Origin of the sequence: Pseudoduganella sp. LjRoot289, assembly GCF_964252925.1 — a bacterium.
Classification (GTDB): Bacteria; Pseudomonadota; Gammaproteobacteria; order Burkholderiales; family Burkholderiaceae_D; genus Rugamonas.
Genome location: NZ_CAXUPN020000001.1, coordinates 98,323 through 119,591, shown reverse-complemented (window position 1 = coordinate 119,591; position 21,269 = coordinate 98,323). Strand labels below are relative to the sequence as shown.

Genomic DNA, 21,269 nt, shown 5'->3' with positions numbered 1-21,269 from the left:
ACGCCCAGTCCCGCCCACGGTTAAGCTCGATTGACGCAACCGACATGGCGCGATCATGGCATGGCTCAAATTCCTGGGGTGGTTCCTGCTGAACGTTGGCGTTCCCCTGCTCGCCCCGCTCGCCTTGCTACCGCTGTTGGGGGCTGGCAGACAGCACAGAGGGAAGGTCAGGATGCTGATCAAATGGGCAGTCCAGGACGGCCAGCTATATTGGCCGGTGATCGCGATGTGCGCAGCAGCATGCTATGAAGCGGCAGGGTCATTTGCACGGCAAACCGCCGGGGCAGATGCGCTGAATGCAGCGCTGGCTTGGCTATCCATAGGCTGGCATGTCCTGTTCATCGTGGCGTCGTCCGTATTGGTCACCGTCAGCACAACAGACGCGACGACCAACTTGGCCCGCGATGGCAGCGAGAGCGTGCTTTCTCCGCTGGTGCTAATATCAATCGTCATTTCCGCGCTAACGGCCAGCAGCTACTCCGCCACCCACTACTTATTGGGTTAGCGCATGATTGAGGAGAATACTGTGAAATGGTTCGCAGACTACCTGGAGAGCCCGGAAAACCGCCGCAAACTCACAGTACGGCTCGGTGCCTTCATGATCATAGGCGGAACACTATTTAATCTCTTTATGTTGTACGCCATCATATTCTTGAAGAAATAGACGCCCACAACGCAAAAGCCGCTGAGCTCTCGCGAGATCAACGGCTTTCTATATCTGGTTGCGGGGACAGGATTTGAACCTGTGACCTTCGGGTTATGAGCCCGACGAGCTGCCAGACTGCTCCACCCCGCGTCTGAGGCCAGCATTATATACGCTGGCAGGCGTTCTGCCTAGAAATGAATTCCAAAAGAAAAAAGCCAACCTCGAAAGATTGGCTTTTTTCACGTATCTGGTTGCGGGGACAGGATTTGAACCTGTGACCTTCGGGTTATGAGCCCGACGAGCTGCCAGACTGCTCCACCCCGCGTCTGTATGACCGTATTATAGGCGACTTGGAGGCTTTAGGCAATATCAATCCCCAAATCACCGATGATAGAGCCGATTTATCCACCGGCACCGCTGCATAGCGTGCGCTTGCGCTACGCGTACAGCCCGCAATCGGTGTAAAGTAAGCACACCACCTGAACCGCTGACTAAACCCGTACCCCATGAAATTCTGTTCCGAATGCGCCCAGCCCGTCGAGCTGACCATCCCCGCCGGCGACAACCGTCCGCGCTACGTTTGCACCCAATGCACCGCCATCCACTACCAGAACCCGAAAATGGTGCTCGGCTCCATTCCGGTCTGGGAGCGTGACGGCCAGTTGCAGGTGCTGCTGTGCAAGCGCGCCATCGAACCGCGCTACGGCTACTGGACCCTGCCCGCCGGCTTCATGGAAAACAACGAGACCACCGCCGAGGCGGCGCTGCGCGAAACCGTCGAGGAAGCCGGCGCCAATATCGAACTGGGCCCGCTGTTCTCGCTGATGAACGTGGCGCGCGTGCACCAGGTGCACATGTTCTACCTGGCCACGCTGCGCGACCTCGACTTCGCGCCCGGCGAGGAAAGCCTGGACGTGCAAATGTTCACGGAAGAGCAGATCCCGTGGGAAGACCTGGCCTTCCCCACCATCCGCAACACGCTGGAACTGTTCTTCGCCGACCGCGCCCGCATGCGCGCCAGCGGCGGCGGCTACGGTTTCCACACCCAGGACATCACGAAACCCATGCGCAGCGACGTATGATCCCCTGGCTCGATGCCCACACTCCTTTCCCCGACGTCTCCGAGGCGCTGACCACCGACGCCCCCGGCCTGCTGGCCGCCGGCGCCGACCTGTCGCCCGCGCGCCTGCTGGCGGCCTACCAGCGCGGCATCTTTCCGTGGTTCTCCGAAGGCCAGCCCATACTCTGGTGGAGCACCGACCCGCGCATGGTGCTGATGACGGAGCGCTTCCGCGTCTCCGACAGCCTGAAAAAAACCGTCAAGAAGGTGCAGCGCAGCGCAGCCGAAGCAAACGGCAGCGGCCGCTGGCAGGTGCGCTTCGACTCCGCCTTCGAGGACGTGATGCGGGCCTGCGCCGAGCCGCGCCGGGACGGCCCCGGCACGTGGATCTCGGACGACATCATCGCCGGCTACAGCGGACTGCACAAACTGGGCTACGCGCACTCGTCCGAACTGTGGCTGGACGGCGAACTGGTGGGCGGCGCCTACGGCGTCTGCATAGGCCGCATGTTCTATGGCGAATCGATGTTCGCGCGCGTGACGGACGGTTCCAAGATCGCGCTGGCCTACCTGGTGCACTTCTTGAAACGCAACGGCGTGGCCATGATCGACTGCCAGCAGGAGACCGGTCACCTGGCCTCGCTGGGCGCGGCGCCGATTCCGCGCGAGCGCTTCCTGCTGCATTTGCGCGAAAACATCGCCCTGCCGCCCATCGCCGACTGGACGCCGTTGCCGCCCTACCCGTCCAGCATGCACGATATGGATTAGGGTGCAGAGTTCGGCGAATTCTGCGCTATGATATGCGGACGGACACCTCTTTTGCCCTAGCACTAACGGGACGCGCATGACGCACCTGAACGACCTGCCATTCGCGACGCTGCAGTTCTACACCACAGCGCCGTATCCTTGCAGCTACCTGGACGAGCGCCAAGCGCGCTCGCAAGTCGCCACCCCTTCGCACCTGATCAACGCCGACGTGTACTCGGAGCTGGTCCGCAACGGTTTCCGCCGCAGCGGCATCTTCACCTACCGCCCCTATTGCGACGGCTGCCAGGCCTGCATCCCGGTGCGCGTGGTGGCCGCCGACTACGTGCCCACGCGCGGCCAGCGCCGCGCCTGGAGCCGGCACGGCAATCTGTCGGCGGGCGTGGCCACGCTGTCCTTCTCCGACGAGCACTACGACCTCTACCTGCGCTACCAGAGCACGCGCCACGCCGGCGGCGGCATGGACCAGGACAGCCGCGACCAGTACGCGCAGTTCCTGCTGCAAAGCCGCGTCAACACCCGCCTGGTCGAGTTCCGCGAACCGGACGGCAAGCTGCGCATGGTCAGCATCATCGACGTGCTGTCCGACGGCCTGTCCTCGGTCTACACCTTCTTCGACCCGGACGTGGAAGGCGCCTCCTACGGCACCTACAACATCGTGTGGCAGATCACCCAGGCGCAGGAGCTGGGCCTGCCCTTCGTCTACCTCGGCTACTGGATCTCGGACAGCCCAAAGATGTCCTACAAGATCAATTTCCAGCCGCTGGAAGCGCGCATCAAGGGCCAGTGGAGCGTCATGGCACGGTAGAGTGTCACGGCACGGTAAAATACGGCAACTTTCATAAAGATGCCCTCCATGTCAGACAAATTCCTGTACTCCCTCGCCCGTCCCATGCTGTTCTCGATGGACGCGGAACAAGCCCACCACTTCACGCTGCCGGCGCTGAAAAAAGCCTCCAGGCTGGGCCTGCTGCGCGCCGTCGTGCGCGCGCCCAAGCCGGATCCGCGCACCGTGATGGGCATCCTGTTCAAGAATCCGGTCGGGCTGGCCGCAGGCCTGGACAAGGACGGCGCCTTTATCGACGCGCTGGCCGACCTCGGCTTCGGTTCCATCGAAGTGGGCACCGTCACGCCGCGCGCGCAGGCCGGCAATCCCAAGCCGCGCATGTTCCGCCTGCCGGCCGCGCACGGCATCATCAACCGCATGGGCTTCAACAACGGCGGCGTGGACGCCTTCGTGGCCAATGTGCAGTCTTCGCGCTTCTACCAGAACAAGGAAGGCGTGCTGGGCCTGAACATCGGCAAGAACGCCGATACGCCGATCGAGCGCGCCGCCGACGACTACCTGCACTGCCTGGAAAAAGTCTACCCCTACGCCAGCTACGTGACGGTCAACATTTCCTCGCCCAACACCAAGAACCTGCGCCAGCTGCAGGGCGGCTCCGAACTGGACGGCCTGCTGGGCCTGTTGAAAGAAGCCCAGCTGCGCCTGGCCGACCAGCACAAGCGTTACGTGCCGCTGACGCTGAAGATCGCGCCCGACATGGACGGCGACCAGGTCAAGAACATCGCCGACGCGCTGCTGCGCCACAAGATGGACGGCGTGATCGCCACCAACACGACGCTCAGCCGCAGCGCCGTGGAGGGCATGCAGCACGGCGCCGAAGCGGGCGGCCTGTCGGGCGCGCCGGTGTTCGAGCTGTCGAACCAGGTGATCCGCCTGCTCAAGGCCGAGCTGGGCGACGCGCTGCCCATCATCGGCGTGGGCGGCATCATGCGCGGCGCGGACGCCAAGGTGAAAATGGACGCCGGCGCGCAGCTGGTGCAGCTGTACAGCGGCCTGATCTACGCCGGCCCCGCCCTGGTGCGCGACTGCGCCGACGCGGTCCGCCGCTGATCCGGCCACAAGCAGGGGGCACGCATGGAATACACCACCCTGGGCGCGACCGGCGTCAAGGTCAGCAAGGTCTGCCTCGGCACGATGACTTTCGGCGAGCAGAACACCGAAGCGGACGCGCACAGCCAGCTCGACTACGCGCTTGAGCGCGGCATCAGCTTCATCGACACGGCGGAGATGTATCCGGTGATGCCGCGCGCTGAAACGCAAGGCGCGACCGAGCGCTTCATCGGCAGCTGGCTGAAGCGGAGCGGCAAGCGCGCCGGGGTGGTACTGGCGACCAAGGTGGCCGGGCCCAACCCGAATCTGCACTGGGTACGCGGCGGGCGCAACAAGCTGGACGCGGCCAACATCCGCGCCGCCGTCGAGACCAGTTTGCAGCGTTTGCAAACGGACTATATCGATTTATACCAACTGCATTGGCCGAGCCGCAACGTACCGATTTTCGGCGCCTCCGCGTTCGATCCGGGCAAGGAGCGCGCGTGCGTGGCGATCGAAGACACGCTGGCCGTGCTGGGACAGTTGCAACAGGAAGGCAAGATCCGCCACATCGGCGTGTCGAACGAGTCCTGCTGGGGCGTGAGCGAGTTCATCAAGCAGGCCGAGCTGAAAGGGCTGCCGCGTATCGCCACCATCCAGAACCTGTACAACCTGACAGCGCGCCACTTCGAGACCAGCTTGCTGGACGAGACCTGCTTTCGCGAGCAAGTCAGCCTGCTCGCGTATAGCCCGCTGGCGTTCGGGCAACTGACGGCGAAGTACCTGGACAATCCGAAGGCGCACGGCCGGATGACGATCTTCCCGGCCAACTGGAGCCCGCGCTACATGCGGCCCGGCGTGCTGGCCGCGGCGGCGCAATATGCCGCCCTGGCGCGCGCGCACGGCATGACGCCGGCGCAGATGGCGCTGGCCTGGTGCTATACGCGCTGGTTTGTCGGCTCGACCATCATTGGCGCGACCACCCTGGCGCAGCTGAAGGAAAACATCGACGCGCTGGGCACGGTGCTGGCACCGGACGTGGTGGCGCAAATCGACGCCATCCATGCCAGCCTGCCGAATCCCGGCCAGTAACAATCCGCGCCCCGGCTCCTTATCATTCCGCATCGGCGTTCCGCCGCGGGGACGGGAATCCTTAGGCCGCATGCAAGCCCGTGCCGTGCTGAGCATCCAACGCATGCATGGATTCCCGCCTGCGCGGGAATGACAAGATAACTTAAAACGCTTCCCAGCCGTCGTCGCCGGTGCTGGCGATGCGCTTGGCCGGCGCCGGCGCGGCCCTGGCTTTGAGCACATGCTTGCCGGCCGCAGCCGGCGCCTTGGCCGCGGCCGCGACACGCGGCACCGCCGCCTGCTGATGCTGCTCCGCCAGCCTGAACACGCTGACCGCCTCGGCCAGCAACTCGGCCTGGTCCCGCATCGACTGCGCCGCCGCAGCCGCCTCCTCCACCAGCGCGGCGTTCTGCTGCGTGGCGTCGTCGATCTGCACGATGGCCTGGTTCACCTGCGCGATACCCGAACTCTGCTCCTGGCTGGCCGCGCTGATCTCGCTCATGATGTCCGCCACCTGCCGCACCGCCGTCACGATGCCCTCCATCGTCGCGCCGGCCTCGTCCACCAGCCGCGCGCCGGCGTCCACGGTTTCCACCGACTGCCCGATCAGCGCCTTGATCTCCCTGGCGGCCGCCGCCGAACGCTGCGCCAGGTTGCGCACCTCGGATGCGACCACCGCAAAACCCCGGCCCTGCTCACCCGCCCGCGCCGCTTCCACCGCCGCGTTCAAGGCCAGGATATTGGTCTGGAAGGCGATGCCGTCGATCACGCCGATGATGTCGACGATCTTGTTCGAGCTGGCCTTGATGGCGCCCATCGTCACCACCACTTCGCCCACCACCCGGCCGCCCTCGGTGGCGAACTCGGAAGCCGACACCACCAGCGACGTGGCCTGGCGCGCATTATCGGCATTCTGCGTCACGGTCGACGTCAGCTCTTCCATCGACGAGGCGGTCTCCTCCAGGCTGGAGGCCTGCTGCTCGGTGCGGCTGGACAAGTCCATATTGCCGCTCGCGATTTCGTTCGACGCGCTGGTGATGGTGTCGGTGCCCGCGCGCACCCGGCCCACGGTGCGCGCCAGGCTCTCGTTCATATTGCCCAGCGCCCGCAGCAACTGGCCGGTCTCGTCCCTGGTGTGGCATTCGATACGCTGCGTCAGGTCGCCGCTGGCCACCGCTTCCGCCATGCCGACCGCCCGGCTCAGCGGATGGGTGATGCTCAGCGTGATCCAGTACACCACCAGCGCCGCCAGCGCTGTGGCGATCACGGTCAGCGCAATCATCATCAGGCGCGCGCTACGGTAAGCCTCATGGGCGTCCGTGGTGGCCTTGGAGACAGCGTCGGTTTGGTATTTGACCAGGTCGGTCAGCGCGGTCAGGTAAGCAGTTTGTTCCTTGCGCACCGTGGTCAACAGGTAGACCACGTTCTCGTCGCGCTTGGCCTCGTCGGCGGACTTGGCGACAAAGGCCGTCTGCACCACGTCGTAGCGCCCGCGCGCATCGAGCACGGCTTTCAGCTTGGCCTTGCTTTCCGCATCCACGTCGTCGTCGATCAGCTTGCCCAACTTGCCGAGGTGGGCAGCGATTTCCAGCTTCTTGTCGTCGACCCGCTTGAGCTCCTTCTGCACCGTGGCCGGGTCCGCGGACAGCATGGCATTGCGCATCGCGCGCGCGATGTCGTTGACGCCGCCCACCGCCTCGTAGGCCTCGATCACCTTGGGCACCTTGTCGGCGGCCAGGTCGTCGGTTCCGTCGTTCAGCTTGCCGAGATTGCCGATCCCGATCATCGACATGCCTATCATGAAGACCAGCGAAATGCCCAGCCCGGCGGCCAGCCGCGTCCCTATTTTCCAGTTACCGATACCCATCTTGCACTCCCTGAGTTAAAACCATGTTTCAAAAAAGAGGGGTGATGCGATCAAACAACTGGTTTCAGTATATGTCTAAAAAACAATGAATAGAGGAAAAAAACAAAGCTGTTATGCCGCCGCAACAGTCACTGGCAAAAGCTAAGCCGCCTCCGCCCCGGCCAGCACGGTTTCGATGTCGGCGCGGCTCAGTTCGGGCGCGAACTGCAGGATGAACTCCTGCGCAAAGGTGCGCAGATATGCCCCGCGCCGCACCGCCAGGCGGGTGGTGTTGGCGGCGAACAGGTGGGAGGCCTCGACCGCGCGCAAGCCCTTGTCGCGGCCATGGTCGAAGGCCATCGAGGCGACGATGCCCACGCCCAGGCCCAGCGACACGTATTGCTTGATGACGTCGGAATCCATCGCCGTGAGCACGATGTCCGGCTTGACGCCGGCCTTGGCGAAGGCGTCGTCCAGGTGTCCGCGGCCGGTGAAGCCGACGTCGTAGGTGATCAGCGGGAATTCAGCCAGGTCTTCCAGGCGGATGTTGGGGCGCGCCAGCAGCGCATGGCCGTCCGGCACCACGATCAAGTGGCTCCAGCGGTAGCACGGGAAGGACACCAGGTCGGGGAACTGGCTCAGGCCCTCGGTGGCGATGCCCACGTCCGCCTTGCCCGACAAGACCCACTCGGCGATGTGCTCGGGCGAGCTTTGCTGCAGGGCGATGCGCACGTCCGGGAAGGCCGCGCGGAAGCTCTGCACCACTTTCGGCAGCGCATAGCGTGCCTGCGTGTGGGTGGCGGCGATGGTCAGGGTGCCGCTGTTCTGGCCGGTGTACTCCAGGCTGGCCTGCTGCAGGTTCTCGGCCTCCACCAGCAGGCGGTCGATGATCTTCAGGATGCCTTTGCCGGGATCGGTCAAGCCGGTCAGGCGCTTGCCGTTGCGCTCGAAGATGACCACGCCCAGTTCGTCCTCCAGTTCGCGGATCTGGCGGCTCACGCCGGGCTGCGAGGTGAACAGCGCGTTCGCCACTTCGGTCAGGTTGTAGTTGCGGCGGGCCGCTTCGCGGATCGAACGCAGTTGCTGGAAATTCATATTGCTGTTCCTTCATCGACAAACACATGCAGGCGCTTGGGACGCACCACCAGGGTCTCGCCCTCTTTCAATCCGAGGCCGGCGAAACGCTCGTTCGGGATCACCGCCTCGATCATCTCGGCGTTGTCGGCGCGCTCCAGGTCCAGCTGGGCCAGCGGGCCGATGGCGTGCGCGCGGCGCAGCTTGACGACGATGCCCTCGGCGCCCGGCGTGTAGCGGTCGATCTCCAAGTCGTGCGGACGCACATAGGCGATGCCCTGGCTGTCCTGCGTTTCGCCGTGCGACGGCAGGTCCAGCGCCACGCCGCCGGTGGTGATCACGCCCTCGTGCACGCGGCCGTGGAACATGTTCACATTGCCCAGGAAGCCGTACACAAAGGGCGACGCGGGATGGTTGTAGACCTGGTCCGGCGCGCCGATCTGCTCGACGTTGCCCTTGTTCATCAGCACCACCTGGTCGGCCACCTCCAGCGCCTCCTCCTGGTCGTGCGTGACGAAGATGCTGGTCACATGCAGTTCGTCGTGCAGGCGGCGCAGCCAGCGGCGCAGCTCCTTGCGCACCTTCGCATCCAGCGCGCCGAAGGGCTCGTCGAGCAGCAGCACGCGCGGCTCGACGGCCAGCGCGCGCGCCAGGGCGATACGCTGGCGTTGGCCGCCGGACAGCTGCGGCGGGTAGCGGTCGGCCAGCCAGTCCAGCTGTACCAGGCCCAGCAGGTCCATGACCTTCTGCTTGATCTGCGCTTCCGAAGGGCGCTCGGCGCGCGACTTGACGCGCAGGCCGAAAGCCACGTTCTCGAACACCGTCATGTGCTTGAACAGCGCGTAGTGCTGGAACACGAAGCCCACCTGGCGCTCGCGCACATGGCGGTCGGAGGCGTCCTTGCCGTCCAGCAGCACCTGGCCGGAGTCCGGATGCTCCAGGCCGGCGATGCAGCGCAGCAGCGTGGTCTTGCCGCAGCCCGACGGGCCCAGCAGCGCGGTCAGTTCGCCGGTCGGGAAATCCAGCGAGACATTGTTCAGGGCGGTGAAGTCGCCGAAACGCTTGTTGATGTTGTTGACTGCGATCGTCATGGCTGGGGCTCCGCTTAATGTTCGTTGTTCAGGCCGGCATAGTCTTCATGCAGACGCCAGGCAATAAAGGATTTCAGGGCCAGGGTGACCAGCGCCAGCAGTGCCAGCAGCGAGGCCACGGCGAAGGCGGCCGCGAAGTTGTATTCGTTGTAGAGGATCTCGACCTGCAGCGGCACCGTGTTGGTCTCGCCGCGGATGTGGCCGGACACCACCGACACCGCGCCGAACTCGCCCATGGCGCGGGCGTTGCACAGGATGACGCCATACAGCAGGCCCCATTTGATGTTCGGCAAGGTCACGCGGAAAAAGGTCTGCCAGCCGGACGCGCCCAGCACCAGCGCGGCTTCCTCTTCCTCGCTGCCCTGCGCCTGCATCAGCGGGATCAGTTCGCGCGCCACGAAGGGGAAGGTGACGAAGATGGTGGCCAGCACCATGCCCGGCACGGCGAACAGGATCTTGATGTCGTGCGCTTGCAGCCACGGACCGAACCAGCCCTGGGCGCCGAACAGCAGCACGTAGATCAGGCCGGAGATCACCGGCGACACCGAGAACGGCAGGTCGATCAGGGTCAGCAGGAAGCTTTTGCCGCGGAACTCGAACTTGGCGATGCACCACGAGGCCGCCACGCCGAACACCAGGTTCAGCGGCACGGCGATGCCGGCCGTGGTCAAGGTCAGCTTGATGGCGGAAATCGCGTCGTCCTCGACGATGGCGGCGGCGTAGACATCCCAGCCCTTTTTCAGCGCCTCGGCGAACACGGCCACCAGCGGCACGAACAGGAACAGGGTCAAAAAGGTCAGCGCGACGCCGATCAGCAGGCCGCGTACCCACAGCGGTTCCAGGATGTTCGGGGCCGAGGCCAGTTCGCCACGGCGCGGCGCCGGTGCAGGTATGACAGGAACAGGAGCGCTCATTATTTCCCCGACTTTCCGCGGGCCCAGGCTTGCAGCAGATTGATGCTGAGCAGCAGCACGAAGGAGATCAGCAGCATGACGACGGCAATCGCCGTGGCGCCCGCGTAGTCGTACTGCTCCAGCTTGGTGATGATGAACAGCGGCGTGATTTCCGACACCATAGGCATATTGCCGGCGATGAAGATGACCGAGCCGTACTCGCCGGTGGCGCGCGCGAAGGCCAGCGCGAAGCCGGTCATCAGCGAGGGCAGCACGGTGGGGAAGACCACACGCGAGAACGTCTGGAAGGCGCTGGCGCCCAGGCTGGCGGCGGCCTCTTCCAGTTCGCGCTCGGCGTCCTCCAGCACGGGCTGCACGGTACGCACCACGAAAGGCAGGCCGATGAAGGTCAGCGCCACCACCACGCCCAGCGGCGTGAACGCCACTTTCAGGCCCAGCGTGCCTTCCAGAAAGGTGCCGAACCAGCCGTTGGACGAGTACAGCGCCGTCAGCGTGATGCCGGCCACGGCGGTCGGCAGCGCGAACGGCAGGTCGACCAGCGCGTCCACGATGCGCTTGCCGGGGAACTGGTAGCGCACCAGCACCCAGGCCACGATGAAGCCGAACACGGCATTGATGAAGGCGCCGATCAGGGAGGCGCCGAACGTGAGGCGGTAGGACGCCATCACGCGCTCGGACGTGACCGTGGCCCAGAAATGCTCCCAGGTCATGGTGAAGGTTTTCAGGAACACGGCCGACAGGGGAATCAGCACGATCAGCGCCAGATAGAAGATCGTGAAACCCAGCGACAGGTTGAAGCCGGGCATCACCCTGAACGGGGCGCTCCTGGCTTGGTAAGGGACCGGCGCTGCGGCCGGGATGGCTACTGCAGACATGAATACTCCTCTTATTACAATTCCGAGTTTAGGCCCGGATGGTCGCATGGAGGAGTGATGAAACAAACGACGCAATTGTCATTTGCTTAGATGCCAGTTTGTCAGTATGTACAGCGGTCGTTGCGCAGCGGCGGACCACCGCGCAGGGTTCGGCGACCCCGCGGGAATACAAGCTCCGCCAGCCGGGGACGCGCTGCATGCTTCGCCGCTTGCGCGAGGACGACAGCCAGGCCAGCAGCTATTTTGAGTACGTGATTGGCATTCAGCGCAGGGCTCGCCGGCCCGCAGGAAGCGATGGCCCGGCTGGCAGGGATAGGCCGCATGGGTCCCCGCTTGCGCGAGGACGACAGCTAGGCCAGCAGCTTGACGGCCACGCCGGTCAAGGTGGCAGCGAGCAGGCCGCGCAGCACGCGTTCCGGCACGGCGCGGGCAAACCAGGAACCGATGGTGATGCCGGGCACGGAACCGATCAGCAAGGTCAGCAGCAGCATCCAGTTGACCGAGCCCAGCCACCAGTGGCCGAAGGCCGCCACGGCCGTCAACGGCACGGCGTAGGCGATGTCGGTGCCCGCCACTTCGGCCGGCGACAGGCGCGGATACAGCATCACCAGCAGGGTGGCGCCGACCGCGCCGGCACCGATGGAAGAAATGGTGACGAGTATGCCCAGCACGGCGCCGCACACCACGGTGGCGGTGTCCAGCGCGCGGCCTTGCAGCTGGCGTTCGGGATGGGCGTTGATCCAGGCCAGCATCTTGCCGCGGAACAGGATGGCTACCACCGTCAGCAATACCGAGCCGGCGATGGAGTAGCGGATGACCAGGGCGATTTCCTTGTCGAGCGCGCCGAACTGCTTGAGGCCGATGGCGGCCACGATGGCGGCAGGGATGGCACCCATGCACAGCAGGCGCACGATGTCCCAGCGCACGGTGCCGCGCAGGCGGTGCGTGAAGGTACCGGCGGATTTGGTGACGGCCGCGAAGGCCAGGTCGGTGCCCACTGCCACCGAGGGGGATATGCCGAACAGCAAGGTCAGGATGGGCGTCATCAGCGAACCGCCGCCAACGCCCGTCATGCCGACCAGCAGGCCGACCGCAAAACCCGATGCAATAAACGACAAGTCCATAGTTTCCCCTTAAGAAACGCAAGGGTAACCAGACTTGCCGGAAATCCAAACAACGGAAATTCTATTTGCTTATGCATGCGCCGCGTCATTCCCATGCAAACGGGAATGACACGGGCGGGTTTACTTGTTCGGCTGCGGCGTCACGCGCAGATAAGGGCGCTCGGCCTTGAAGCCCTTGGGATACTTCTGCTTCAGCACGTCCGGGTCCTGCACCGTCAGCGGGATGATGACGTCGTCGCCGTCTTTCCAGTTGCCGGGCGTGGCCACGGTGTAGCCGTCGGTCAGCTGCAGCGCGTCGATTACGCGCAGCACTTCGTCGAAGTTGCGGCCGGTGCTCATCGGATAGGTGATGGACAGGCGGATCTTCTTGTTCGGGTCGATCACGAACAGCGTGCGCACGGTGGCCGTGGCGGACTGCTCCGGATGGATCATGTCGTACAGATTGGCCACTTTCTTGTCCGCGTCGGCGATGATGGGGAAGCCGACCACGGTTTTCTGGGTTTCCTCGATGTCCTTGATCCAGGCCGTGTGCGATTCCACCGGATCCACCGACAAGGCGATGGCTTTCACGTTGCGCTTGTCGAATTCCGGCTTCAGCTTGGCGGTCAGGCCCAGCTCGGTGGTGCAGACCGGCGTGAAATCGGCCGGATGGGAAAACAGCACCACCCAGGAATTGCCCGCCCATTCGTGGAACTTGATCGGGCCGATCGAGGATTGCTGCTCAAAATCGGGGGCGGTGTCGCCCAAGCGTAAAGTCATATACATCTCCTATGCAGTCTGGTCGGTTAAAAAACATTGACGGTCTGCTCATTGTGCGCCAGTTCGGCCAGTATTTGCAACTGGCCGCTGCGCACATTCCCCGTCCCGGTCCTTATTTGCCCGGCTGATAGATCTGGTCGAACACGCCGCCGTCGGCGAAGTGGGTCTTCTGCGCCGTGTGCCAGTCGCCGGCCACTTGCGCCAGCGTGAACAGTTTCACGTTGGGGAACTGGGCGGCGTATTTCTTGGCTTCCTTTTCCACCGTCGGGCGGTAGTAGTTCTTGGCGATCAGTTCCTGCGCCTGGTCGGTGTACAGGAAGCTCAGGTAGGCTTCCGCCACCTTGCGGGTGCCGCGCTTGTCAACGACCTTGTCCACCACCGCCACCGGCGGCTCGGCCAGGATGGACACCGACGGCGCCACGATCTCGACCTTGTTCGGACCCAGTTCCTTGATCGCCAGCAGCGCCTCGTTCTCCCAGGCGACCAGCACGTCGCCGATGCCGCGTTCGACGAAGGTGGTGGTCGCTCCGCGCGCGCCGGAATCGAGCACCGGCACGTTCTTGTACAGTTTTTTCAGGAAGTCGCGCGCCGAGGCGTCGGTGCCGCCGGGCTGGCGCAGCGCGTAGCCGTAGGCGGCCAGGTGGTTCCAGCGCGCCCCGCCCGAAGTCTTCGGATTCGGCGTGATGACGGCCACGCCCGGCTTGACCAGGTCGTTCCAGTCCTTGATGCCCTTGGGGTTACCCTTGCGCACCAGGAATACGATGGTCGAGCTGTACGGGGTGGCGTTGTTCGGCAGGCGTTTCTGCCAGTCCTTGGCGACCAGCGCGCGCTCGGCCACGGCGTCGATGTCGTAGGCCAGGCCCAAGGTCACCACGTCGGCTTCCAGGCCGTCGATGACGGCGCGGCCCTGTTTGCCTGAGCCGCCGTGCGATTGCTTGATCTTGACGGTGTCGCCGGTCTTCGCCTTGTATTCCTTGGCGAAGGCGGCGTTGACGTCGGCGTACAGTTCCCGGGTCGGGTCGTAGGAGACGTTGAGCAGGCTGAACTCGGCGGCGATGGCCGGCGCGAAGGTGGTGGCAGCGAAGATGGCAGCGGCGATAATTTTTTTGGACAACATCAGAGACCCCGTTATAGTTGGACTTCAGAAGTTGTAGATTATCCCCACGCTATATAAATGAGAACTAAGCATTTAGCAGTTTGATATACCGCGAATGCATAAGGACGATTCCCGTCACCAGAACCGCTGGACCAGCACCACCGCCCATGTCAGCGCCGCCAGCAGGCCGGCCAGCAGCACGGCCGCGCTGCCGAAGTCCTTGGCGTTCTTGGACAAGGCATGGCGCTCGAGCGAAATGCGGTCCACCACGGCCTCGATGGCTGAATTGATCAGCTCGACGATCAGCATCAGCACCAGCGGCGCGATCAGCAGCAGCTTCTGGAAAGCCGACACCGGCAGCGCCATCGCCACCACCGCCCCGGCCGCGAACAGCATCAGTTCTTGGCGGAAGGCATGCTCATGGCGCCAGGCGGACTTGAGCCCGTCGATGGAGTAGAACAGTGCCGACAAGATACGTTTCAGGCCGCTTTTGCTTTTGAATTCGCTGACTTCTTGCTCTGGTTGTGCCATGGGATGCGCCAAGGATTTGATACGGTGCGCCATTATGCCGCCTTCATAGCGGAACCGCGCGCCGGAATTCCCATTTTTTTCACATCATGGTATAAACTAGGGATCGAATACTGCACTGCACCAACCACATCATGAAAATCGAACCCGTTCCGGCGCAAAAAACCACGATCCAGGTGATCGAACGCATGGTTGCCCTGCTCGACGCCCTTGCCAAATACCCCGACCCGGTGAGCCTGAAGGAATTGTCCAAGGTGTCCGGCCTGCACCCCTCCACCGCGCACCGCATCCTGAACGACATGGTGCTGACGCGCTTTGTCGACCGCATCGAACCGGGCACCTACCGCCTCGGCATGCGCCTGCTGGAACTGGGCAATGTGGTGAAGAGCCGTTTGTCGGTGCGCGAAGCGGCGCTCGATTTCATGCGCTCGCTGCACAAGAAAACCCAGCAGACCATCAACCTGTCGGTGCGCCAGGGCGACGAGATCGTCTATATCGACCGCGCCTTCTCGGAACGCTCGGGCATGCAGGTGGTGCGCGCCATCGGCGGACGCGGCCCGTTGCACCTGACGTCGACCGGCAAGCTGTTCCTGTCGGTGGACGAGCCGAAAGCGATCCGCGCCTATGCCACGCGCACCGGCCTGGCCGGGCACAACAAGAATTCGATCACGGATCTGTCCAAGCTGGAACGCGAGCTGAGCCTGGTGCGGGCGCGCGGCTATGCGCGCGACAATGAGGAACTGGAACTGGGCGTGCGCTGCATGGCGGCGGGCATACGGGACGATAGCGGCAAGCTGATCGCCGGCCTGTCGATCTCGGCGCCGGCCGACCGCCTGCAGGACGAATGGCTGGAGGACCTGGTCAGCACCGCCAACCAGATTTCCGCCACCCTGGGTTACATGCCGGTCGAATAACCGGGCGCGGCGGCGCTGACGGTGCCGGCTGCCGCGGCGGCGCCTATGGTGCCGCCCAGCGCACCGGTCGTCAGGGCGGCAGGCCTGACCGCTTCCAGCCACTTGCGCATGCGGCCGGCATCGGCGGCGCGCGCGGCCGAACCCTTGGCGTCCAGCAGCACCATGATCACGGCACGGCCCTGGATCACCGCCTGCATCAGCATGCAGCGGCCCGCTTCATTGATGAAACCGGTCTTCTGCAGGCCGATCTCCCAGCCCGGCGTGGCGATCAAGCGGTTGGTCGTGCCGAAATGCATGGGACGGCCGTTCGCTTCGACCACGGCTTTGGCGTCGGTCGAATATTCGCGCAGCACCGGGTGCTGGTAGGCCGCCATGGCCAGCTTGGCCAGGTCGCGCGCGCTCGCCACATTCATTTTCGACAAGCCGCTGGAATCGACATAGCGCGTGTCCGTCATGCCCAGTTGCTGGGCCTTGGCGTTCATGGCCTCGACAAAGGCCGGCAGGCCGCCGGGATAGTGGCGGCCCAGCGCGGACGCGGCGCGGTTCTCCGAGCTCATCAGCGCAATGTGCAGCATGTTGGCGCGCGTCAGCTGCGAACCCACCTTCAGGCGCGAGCTGCTGAATTTCGCGTGGTCGACGTCCTCCTCGGTGACGGTCAGCACCTCGTCCATGTCCTGGTTGGCTTCCACCACCACCAGGCCGGTCATCATCTTGGTGATGGAGGCGATCGGCAGCGCCACGCCGGCATTCTTCTCGAACAGGATTTCCGAGTTGGCCTGGTCCAGCACGAAGGCGACGTTGGCGCTCAGGGCCAGCGGATCGTGCGTCAGGTTCAAGCCGGCCAGGTCGCCCATGGTCGGACGCGACAGCACATCGGACACATTCGTCACGCGCTGGTAGACCACCTTGCGCTTGCCGTCGACCACCATCACGCGGCGCAGGGTGCGCTCGCGCGGCGGGGCGTAAGCGGCATTGAGCACCATGCTCTGGCGGCGCGGCGCGGCCTTGCCTTTCTTCGTGGTGGGCTTGCGGGCGCCCTCGGCCGCATGGGCTGCGGTGGCCGGCAACGCAACGCACAACAGAGCGAAGATCGCGCCTAAAGTAAATTTAACCATTCCAGTTTCCCCAATGCAGTGAGACTACGCTTGTTGCAGTGTAGCAAAACGAGGGGCAGGCGCAAGCGAATTCAACGCCGCACTGCACCGTAAAACCACAGCTTGTTCACTCTACAAATTTGACAAAATGCGCAGCCGGCGCACGTTCCGTTATCAAAGTATTTTCAATCCGGCCGGGGTCGGCGTAGCCCAGCGACATGCCGCACACGACCATTTCATTATCCGGCAATTCCAGCACCTCGCGGATAATCTTGTGGTACTGGGTGAAGGCAGCTTGCGGGCAGGTATCGAGTCCGCGTCCGCGCGCCGCCACCATGATGTTCTGCAAAAACATGCCGTAATCCAGCCACGAGCCCTGCTCCAGCACCCGGTCTATGGTAAACATCAAGCCCACCGGGGCGTCGAAGAAGGCGTAGTTGCGGCCGTGCTGGGCCGACATGCCCGCCTTGTTCTCGCGCGTCAGGCCCAGCAGCGCGTACAGGTCCCAGCCCACCTTGCGGCGCCGGTCCACATACGGCGAGACCCACTCGCGCGGGTAATAGGCGTATTCCTCGGTGTGCAGCCGCGCTTGCTCCGGATCGCTATGTGCGGCCAATATGCGCTCGGACAAGCGCTGTTTCGTATCGCCGGTGAGCACATAGACTTTCCAAGGCTGCGTGTTGGTGCCGGACGGCGCGCGCGCGGCCACCTGCAGCAGCTGCTCGACATCCTCGCGCGCAAGCGGCGTCGGCAGGAAGGCGCGGATCGAGCGCCGCGAGGTGATGGCGGCGTCCACCGCCTGCTGGTCGGGAGTCGAGATCATGGGGTCTCTCTTATTTTGCTTGTTTCACTACAAATACCACGCCCAGCACCGCCAGCGCCATGCCGGCCACACCGAGCAGGCTGAAGGCCTCGCCGAACATCAGCCAGGCCATGACGGCGGTGGTGGGCGGCGTCAGGTAAAGCAAACTGGTCACCTGGGTCGCGTCGCTGCGGCGTATCAGCGCGAACAGCAGGAAAATGGCGCCGATCGACAGCGCCAGCACCGACCAGGCCCACGCGCCGACAAAGCGCGCAGTCCATTGTATATCGGTAAAGCTTTCAAAATACAGCGCGAACGGCAGCACCACGACAAAGGACGCGGCGAACTGGATGACGGTGCCGGTGCGCAGGTCGAACTGCGGGCAATGGCGTTTCTGGTACAGCGTGCCGGCCGTGATCGACAGCAGCGCGAACACGCACAGCGCGATGGCTTGCCAGGACAGGCCCGTCAGCGTGATCTTGGCGGCCACCACCAGCGCCACGCCGCCCAGGCCGAAGGCCAGGCCCAGCCACTGGCGCGGCCGCACGCGCTCGCCGATCAGCGGCGCGGCCATGGCCGTCAGGATGGGCTGCATGCCGACGATCAGCGCGCTCAGCCCGGCCGGCATGCCCAGTTTGATCGCGCACCATACGCCGCTCAGATAACCGGCCTGCAACAGCAGGCCCGCCAACGCCACTTCGCGCATTTTGCCTCTCGGCCACGGCGCTTGCATCAGCAGCACCAGCGGCAGCAGGATGGCCAGCACGCCGACGAAGCGCAGCAGCAAAAACGTCAGCGGCGGCGCATACGGCAAGCCGAATTTGGCAACAATGAAACCTGTGCTCCACAGGAATACAAAGAACAGCGGGACGGGCGACAGGAAGGAGGCGGATCGGGGCATGTGCTTTACCGTTGGTATCACACGCTTGCGTACTTTGTGTGAATATTGCAGAGGAGATAGAGTCTATCACGGCTGCGCTTCGGCTTCCGGTCCAGGGGCCGTCCCCTGCCGCAGGCGCAGCAAAGTTGCCCTCCATCAAATCCCCTTTCAGCCCGCAAAGACGGGGCATACGGGCTGGAGTAGGTTCCTTTGTGCAATGCACAAAAATCGCTTGACTTAAAAATTTAAGTCCGTAAAATCGGGTTTGTTGCGTTGCACAATTTGTTGGTAGAGCCTGGACTTAGACGCACTGTTTTACTGCAGGTAGCTTTCAGCAGCATCTAACGCTTAAATCACTTCAAGACTGGAGATTTACATGTTTTCTATCCCTGAGCAATTTTCCAATGCGACCAAAGCTAACTTTGAGAGCCAATTCGCCATCTTCTCGTCCCTGACCGCCAAAGCCTTCGAAGGCGTGGAAAAGCTGGTCGACCTGAACCTGACCGCCGCTAAAGCCTCGCTGGAAGAGTCCTCGGTTGCCGCCAAGCAGCTGCTGTCGGCTAAAGATCCACAAGAATTCTTCTCGCTGGCCGCTGCGCAAGCCCAGCCAACCGCCGAAAAAGCCATCGCTTACGGCCGTCATCTGGCAGCGATCGCTTCCGGCACCCAGGCTGAATTCAGCCGCGCCGCCGAAACGCAAATCGCCGAAACCAACCGCAAGGTCATCTCGCTGGTTGACGAAGTCAGCAAGAACGCGCCAGCCGGTTCGGAAAACGCGATCGCTCTGCTGAAATCGACCCTGGGCAATGCCAGCGCCGGTTACGAGCAGTTCACCAAGTCCGCCAAGCAAGCTGGCGAAGCAATCGAAACCAACCTGAACGCAGCCGTGAACCAGTTCGCAGCCGCCGCTCAGAAAGTTGCTCCAGCGGCCAAGAAGTAATATGAAGCGCCGGCGCCTCCGGGCGCCGGCTCCGCTGCATCAGGTCTCCTCGGCATCCGTGGTGTCCTTTCAAGCGGATGTCCTTCATCAGCCCCGGCTAGTCCGGGGCTTTTTTTCGTCCAGCGTATCCGCCAGCCAGTCCGCGACCTGCGCGGCCACCCACGGCCCGTCGTCCAGCGGCAGATCGTGTCCGGCGGCCGGGTGCAAACGGAACTCGGCGTCCCACGCCTGCGCCAGCCGCTGCGAACACTGCGGATCGACCAGCCCGTCCAGCGCGCCCGCCAGCACCAGCAAGGGCGCCCCGCCCTGCCGGCGCTCCGGCGCGCTGAAGCGCGCGGCTGCCAGCAACTGCCGCAGCGCGTTCAGGCGTGAGACCGGACACTCGTTGTGATAATCCACCCAGCGCTTCAGCAATTCGCTGTCGCGCGTGTCGGCGCCGTGCACGGTGCTGGTCAGCCTGAGGGCGAGCTGTTCCTGCCGCCGCGCGCCTCCCAACAGAAGTTGCCGCACGATGGCCGGATAATTCTGCCAGCGCAAGCGCTGGTAAAAGCGGCTGAAGGGCCGCATGCTGGTGTTGAGCAGCACGCAGCGCGCCACTTCGTCCGGGTAGCTGGCCTGCCACTGCACGGCCACCATCGCGCCCAGCGACAGCGCCAGCAGATTGTACGGCCCCTGGCGGCCGCGCGCGCGCAGGTCGGCACGGCAGGCCTCCACCATGCCAGCCACCGATAGCGGGCTGCGCACACGCCAGTTGGCGCCGTTGCCCGGCAAATCGGGCGTGACGATGTCCGCCCCCGGCAGTACGGCGCCGAACTGCGCAGGGAAGTCGCCCCAGTGGCGCTGCTCGCGCATCAGGCCGCGCAGGAAGACCCAGTTCACGCCGCCCCCAGCCCGTACCAGCGCACCAGCGCGCGCTGCCGCTGGCGCAGCCGTTCCGCTTCGTCCGGCAGCCAGCGCTCATGCGCGCCGGCCGCCCGCATCAGAAAGTCGAACCACACCAGGTGGCTGCGCAGCACGCGCTGCAGGCGGTGCGCCGCGGTCGGGTTGAACGCCCCCAGGCGCGAGAACAGCTGGCGCGGATTCTTCTTCACCCACAGCCAAGACCCCATCTCCAGCGTCAGCGGCAGGAACACGCGGCCGGCCTCCCGTTCCGAGCGCAGGTACAAGTGATCCCACAAGTCGCCGTGGGTACGGTACTGCAGGCTTTGCGGCTCGAAGGTGTAGTTATGGTGCGGATAGCTGGCTGTAAACAGCTGCTCGAGCGCGGCGACTTCGGGCAGGTGCGCGATCGGCGTGCGGGTATGCGCGTGCGGAAACCAGATACGGTCGCGCAGGCCGAAGCCCGAATGGCAATCGAGCGTGAGGCTGAAGCGGCGCGGCAGCAGTTCGCGCTCCACCACCGCGCACACGGCACGGCTCTCGGCCTCCATCGGCGCGCCAAAGGCACCCCGATACCAGGGTAGCACCGGGCTGGCGCGCTGACCGCCCAGAAGAAAAGGCACGCGTTCGCTGGCCTGCACCGGCGAATTGCGCATCAAGTCCACGCCCTGAGGATTACAGCGCGTGGCCTGCCACATCCCGCCGGGATTCACCAGCGGCATAAAGACCATCCGCACGTCCGCCAATAGCCGGTGCAGGCCATCGTCCCAGCGCGAGCGCGCCAGCAGGCTCTGCAGAAAAGAGAGGATGACCTGGGTGCCGATGCGCTCCAGGCCGTGGATACCGCCGAAGAAGCCAAGCGCGGGCGCGGCAGGATCCTTGCTGCCCATGGTCAGCACGTAGACTGGAAACTGCTGGCTGTCCGCCGCCACCGTGCAGGCGATGCTGGCGTCCAGCAAGTCCCCGCCGTCCTCGATCAGTTGCTCCAGTGCGGCCAGTTCGGGCAAGGATTTGATGCTCATGGCCGGCGCTTCC

22 protein-coding genes and 2 tRNA genes are annotated in these 21,269 nt (G+C 64.1%); 8 read left to right on the top strand and 16 right to left on the bottom strand.

Annotation, left to right across the window (positions count from 1 at the left end):
* Positions 1–55: 55 nt before the first annotated feature.
* A complete protein-coding gene (locus ACSQ8Y_RS00570; RefSeq protein WP_436264525.1) occupies positions 56–505 on the top strand; it encodes a hypothetical protein in 450 nt (149 codons plus the stop codon).
* Positions 506–719: 214 nt separating this feature from the next.
* Here the strand turns inward: ACSQ8Y_RS00570 and ACSQ8Y_RS00565 are convergent.
* Together ACSQ8Y_RS00565 and ACSQ8Y_RS00560 are read right to left on the bottom strand one after the other, a co-directional pair.
* Positions 720–796, bottom strand: a tRNA-Met gene (locus ACSQ8Y_RS00565).
* Positions 797–894: 98 nt separating this feature from the next.
* Positions 895–971: transfer RNA gene (locus ACSQ8Y_RS00560), tRNA-Met, on the bottom strand.
* Between the two features lie 181 nt (positions 972–1,152).
* Between ACSQ8Y_RS00560 and ACSQ8Y_RS00555 the strand changes: the two genes are divergently transcribed.
* From ACSQ8Y_RS00555 to ACSQ8Y_RS00535, 5 genes are all read left to right on the top strand, one after another.
* Complete coding sequence (locus tag ACSQ8Y_RS00555) at positions 1,153–1,728, top strand: NUDIX hydrolase (RefSeq protein WP_436264524.1); 576 nt, start codon at positions 1,153–1,155, stop codon at positions 1,726–1,728.
* On the top strand, positions 1,725–2,474 hold the full coding sequence (gene aat / locus ACSQ8Y_RS00550; protein ID WP_436264523.1) for a leucyl/phenylalanyl-tRNA--protein transferase: 750 nt from the start codon (positions 1,725–1,727) through the stop codon (positions 2,472–2,474). The genes ACSQ8Y_RS00555 and aat overlap by 4 nt, the downstream gene beginning before the upstream one ends.
* Before the next feature lie 76 nt (positions 2,475–2,550).
* Positions 2,551–3,279, top strand: a complete 729-nt coding sequence (locus ACSQ8Y_RS00545; protein WP_436264522.1) for an arginyltransferase — start codon at positions 2,551–2,553, stop codon at positions 3,277–3,279.
* Positions 3,280–3,327: 48 nt separating this feature from the next.
* On the top strand, positions 3,328–4,368 hold the full coding sequence (locus ACSQ8Y_RS00540) for a quinone-dependent dihydroorotate dehydrogenase (RefSeq protein ID WP_436264521.1): 1,041 nt from the start codon (positions 3,328–3,330) through the stop codon (positions 4,366–4,368).
* A 24-nt stretch (positions 4,369–4,392) separates the two neighbouring features.
* Entirely contained in the window at positions 4,393–5,439 is a 1,047-nt protein-coding gene (locus ACSQ8Y_RS00535; RefSeq protein ID WP_436264520.1) for an aldo/keto reductase, read from the top strand.
* 142 nt (positions 5,440–5,581) lie between these two features.
* Here the strand turns inward: ACSQ8Y_RS00535 and ACSQ8Y_RS00530 are convergent, their stop codons facing one another.
* From ACSQ8Y_RS00530 to ACSQ8Y_RS00490, 9 genes are all read right to left on the bottom strand, one after another.
* Positions 5,582–7,285, bottom strand: coding sequence for a methyl-accepting chemotaxis protein (locus tag ACSQ8Y_RS00530; protein ID WP_436264519.1), 1,704 nt, complete (start codon positions 7,283–7,285; stop codon positions 5,582–5,584).
* A 141-nt stretch (positions 7,286–7,426) separates the two neighbouring features.
* A complete protein-coding gene (locus tag ACSQ8Y_RS00525) occupies positions 7,427–8,359 on the bottom strand; it encodes a CysB family HTH-type transcriptional regulator (RefSeq protein ID WP_436264518.1) in 933 nt (310 codons plus the stop codon).
* Complete coding sequence (locus ACSQ8Y_RS00520; RefSeq protein WP_436264517.1) at positions 8,356–9,429, bottom strand: sulfate/molybdate ABC transporter ATP-binding protein; 1,074 nt, start codon at positions 9,427–9,429, stop codon at positions 8,356–8,358. The genes ACSQ8Y_RS00525 and ACSQ8Y_RS00520 overlap by 4 nt, the downstream gene beginning before the upstream one ends.
* Positions 9,430–9,443: 14 nt before the next feature.
* The gene (gene cysW, locus ACSQ8Y_RS00515; protein ID WP_436264516.1) at positions 9,444–10,343 is read right to left on the bottom strand and encodes a sulfate ABC transporter permease subunit CysW; all 900 of its coding nucleotides are present in this window, start codon (positions 10,341–10,343) and stop codon (positions 9,444–9,446) included.
* A complete protein-coding gene (cysT, locus tag ACSQ8Y_RS00510; RefSeq protein WP_436264515.1) occupies positions 10,343–11,218 on the bottom strand; it encodes a sulfate ABC transporter permease subunit CysT in 876 nt (291 codons plus the stop codon). Before cysT ends, cysW begins: the two co-directional genes overlap by 1 nt.
* A gap of 350 nt (positions 11,219–11,568) precedes the next feature.
* Positions 11,569–12,342 (bottom strand): sulfite exporter TauE/SafE family protein, encoded by a 774-nt coding sequence (locus tag ACSQ8Y_RS00505; protein WP_436264514.1) that lies wholly within the window; start codon positions 12,340–12,342, stop codon positions 11,569–11,571.
* A gap of 120 nt (positions 12,343–12,462) precedes the next feature.
* Positions 12,463–13,101 (bottom strand): peroxiredoxin, encoded by a 639-nt coding sequence (locus tag ACSQ8Y_RS00500; RefSeq protein WP_436264513.1) that lies wholly within the window; start codon positions 13,099–13,101, stop codon positions 12,463–12,465.
* A gap of 112 nt (positions 13,102–13,213) precedes the next feature.
* Positions 13,214–14,218, bottom strand: coding sequence for a sulfate ABC transporter substrate-binding protein (locus ACSQ8Y_RS00495; RefSeq protein WP_436264512.1), 1,005 nt, complete (start codon positions 14,216–14,218; stop codon positions 13,214–13,216).
* Between the two features lie 114 nt (positions 14,219–14,332).
* Positions 14,333–14,728 carry a diacylglycerol kinase gene (locus ACSQ8Y_RS00490; protein ID WP_436264511.1) on the bottom strand — a complete coding sequence of 132 codons (396 nt, stop codon included), beginning with the start codon at positions 14,726–14,728 and terminating at the stop codon, positions 14,333–14,335.
* A gap of 131 nt (positions 14,729–14,859) precedes the next feature.
* Between ACSQ8Y_RS00490 and ACSQ8Y_RS00485 the strand changes: the two genes are divergently transcribed.
* Positions 14,860–15,639 carry an IclR family transcriptional regulator gene (locus ACSQ8Y_RS00485; RefSeq protein ID WP_436264510.1) on the top strand — a complete coding sequence of 260 codons (780 nt, stop codon included), beginning with the start codon at positions 14,860–14,862 and terminating at the stop codon, positions 15,637–15,639.
* On the opposite strand, the gene ACSQ8Y_RS00480 is transcribed toward ACSQ8Y_RS00485, so the two are convergent.
* The 3 genes from ACSQ8Y_RS00480 to ACSQ8Y_RS00470 all read right to left on the bottom strand — a co-directional run bounded on the left by ACSQ8Y_RS00480 (position 15,621) and on the right by ACSQ8Y_RS00470 (position 18,436).
* Positions 15,621–16,754 (bottom strand): serine hydrolase, encoded by a 1,134-nt coding sequence (locus tag ACSQ8Y_RS00480; protein WP_436264509.1) that lies wholly within the window; start codon positions 16,752–16,754, stop codon positions 15,621–15,623. The genes ACSQ8Y_RS00485 and ACSQ8Y_RS00480 overlap by 19 nt on opposite strands.
* A gap of 106 nt (positions 16,755–16,860) precedes the next feature.
* Positions 16,861–17,556: a nitroreductase gene (locus ACSQ8Y_RS00475; RefSeq protein WP_436264508.1), complete on the bottom strand. Its 696-nt coding sequence runs from the start codon at positions 17,554–17,556 to the stop codon at positions 16,861–16,863.
* A 10-nt stretch (positions 17,557–17,566) separates the two neighbouring features.
* Positions 17,567–18,436 carry a DMT family transporter gene (locus tag ACSQ8Y_RS00470; protein ID WP_436264507.1) on the bottom strand — a complete coding sequence of 290 codons (870 nt, stop codon included), beginning with the start codon at positions 18,434–18,436 and terminating at the stop codon, positions 17,567–17,569.
* A 355-nt stretch (positions 18,437–18,791) separates the two neighbouring features.
* Between ACSQ8Y_RS00470 and ACSQ8Y_RS00465 the strand changes: the two genes are divergently transcribed.
* Positions 18,792–19,355 (top strand): phasin family protein, encoded by a 564-nt coding sequence (locus ACSQ8Y_RS00465; protein WP_436264506.1) that lies wholly within the window; start codon positions 18,792–18,794, stop codon positions 19,353–19,355.
* An 87-nt stretch (positions 19,356–19,442) separates the two neighbouring features.
* Here ACSQ8Y_RS00465 and ACSQ8Y_RS00460 read toward each other — a convergent pair whose 3' ends face one another.
* Both ACSQ8Y_RS00460 and ACSQ8Y_RS00455 read right to left on the bottom strand, forming a co-directional pair.
* Positions 19,443–20,234, bottom strand: a complete 792-nt coding sequence (locus ACSQ8Y_RS00460) for an alpha/beta fold hydrolase (RefSeq protein WP_436264505.1) — start codon at positions 20,232–20,234, stop codon at positions 19,443–19,445.
* Positions 20,231–21,256 (bottom strand): M14 family zinc carboxypeptidase, encoded by a 1,026-nt coding sequence (locus ACSQ8Y_RS00455; protein WP_436264504.1) that lies wholly within the window; start codon positions 21,254–21,256, stop codon positions 20,231–20,233. The genes ACSQ8Y_RS00460 and ACSQ8Y_RS00455 overlap by 4 nt, the downstream gene beginning before the upstream one ends.
* Between the last annotated feature and the right edge of the window lie 13 nt (positions 21,257–21,269).

Excerpts from the sequence above, each read along its gene's own strand:
- ACSQ8Y_RS00485 (WP_436264510.1), top strand. The coding sequence starts at position 14,860 with ATGAAAATCGAACCCGTTCCGGCGCAAAAAACCACGATCCAGGTGATC.
- ACSQ8Y_RS00570 (WP_436264525.1), top strand. The coding sequence starts at position 56 with ATGGCATGGCTCAAATTCCTGGGGTGGTTCCTGCTGAACGTTGGCGTT.
- ACSQ8Y_RS00535 (WP_436264520.1), top strand. The coding sequence starts at position 4,393 with ATGGAATACACCACCCTGGGCGCGACCGGCGTCAAGGTCAGCAAGGTC.
- ACSQ8Y_RS00530 (WP_436264519.1), bottom strand. The coding sequence starts at position 7,285 with ATGGGTATCGGTAACTGGAAAATAGGGACGCGGCTGGCCGCCGGGCTG.
- ACSQ8Y_RS00475 (WP_436264508.1), bottom strand. The coding sequence starts at position 17,556 with ATGATCTCGACTCCCGACCAGCAGGCGGTGGACGCCGCCATCACCTCG.
- ACSQ8Y_RS00545 (WP_436264522.1), top strand. The coding sequence starts at position 2,551 with ATGACGCACCTGAACGACCTGCCATTCGCGACGCTGCAGTTCTACACC.
- ACSQ8Y_RS00490 (WP_436264511.1), bottom strand. The coding sequence starts at position 14,728 with ATGGCACAACCAGAGCAAGAAGTCAGCGAATTCAAAAGCAAAAGCGGC.
- ACSQ8Y_RS00500 (WP_436264513.1), bottom strand. The coding sequence starts at position 13,101 with ATGACTTTACGCTTGGGCGACACCGCCCCCGATTTTGAGCAGCAATCC.
- ACSQ8Y_RS00495 (WP_436264512.1), bottom strand. The coding sequence starts at position 14,218 with ATGTTGTCCAAAAAAATTATCGCCGCTGCCATCTTCGCTGCCACCACC.
- ACSQ8Y_RS00525 (WP_436264518.1), bottom strand. The coding sequence starts at position 8,359 with ATGAATTTCCAGCAACTGCGTTCGATCCGCGAAGCGGCCCGCCGCAAC.
- ACSQ8Y_RS00520 (WP_436264517.1), bottom strand. The coding sequence starts at position 9,429 with ATGACGATCGCAGTCAACAACATCAACAAGCGTTTCGGCGACTTCACC.
- ACSQ8Y_RS00480 (WP_436264509.1), bottom strand. The coding sequence starts at position 16,754 with ATGGTTAAATTTACTTTAGGCGCGATCTTCGCTCTGTTGTGCGTTGCG.
- ACSQ8Y_RS00455 (WP_436264504.1), bottom strand. The coding sequence starts at position 21,256 with ATGAGCATCAAATCCTTGCCCGAACTGGCCGCACTGGAGCAACTGATC.
- cysT (WP_436264515.1), bottom strand. The coding sequence starts at position 11,218 with ATGTCTGCAGTAGCCATCCCGGCCGCAGCGCCGGTCCCTTACCAAGCC.
- cysW (WP_436264516.1), bottom strand. The coding sequence starts at position 10,343 with ATGAGCGCTCCTGTTCCTGTCATACCTGCACCGGCGCCGCGCCGTGGC.
- aat (WP_436264523.1), top strand. The coding sequence starts at position 1,725 with ATGATCCCCTGGCTCGATGCCCACACTCCTTTCCCCGACGTCTCCGAG.
- ACSQ8Y_RS00505 (WP_436264514.1), bottom strand. The coding sequence starts at position 12,342 with ATGGACTTGTCGTTTATTGCATCGGGTTTTGCGGTCGGCCTGCTGGTC.
- ACSQ8Y_RS00555 (WP_436264524.1), top strand. The coding sequence starts at position 1,153 with ATGAAATTCTGTTCCGAATGCGCCCAGCCCGTCGAGCTGACCATCCCC.
- ACSQ8Y_RS00470 (WP_436264507.1), bottom strand. The coding sequence starts at position 18,436 with ATGCCCCGATCCGCCTCCTTCCTGTCGCCCGTCCCGCTGTTCTTTGTA.
- ACSQ8Y_RS00540 (WP_436264521.1), top strand. The coding sequence starts at position 3,328 with ATGTCAGACAAATTCCTGTACTCCCTCGCCCGTCCCATGCTGTTCTCG.
- ACSQ8Y_RS00465 (WP_436264506.1), top strand. The coding sequence starts at position 18,792 with ATGTTTTCTATCCCTGAGCAATTTTCCAATGCGACCAAAGCTAACTTT.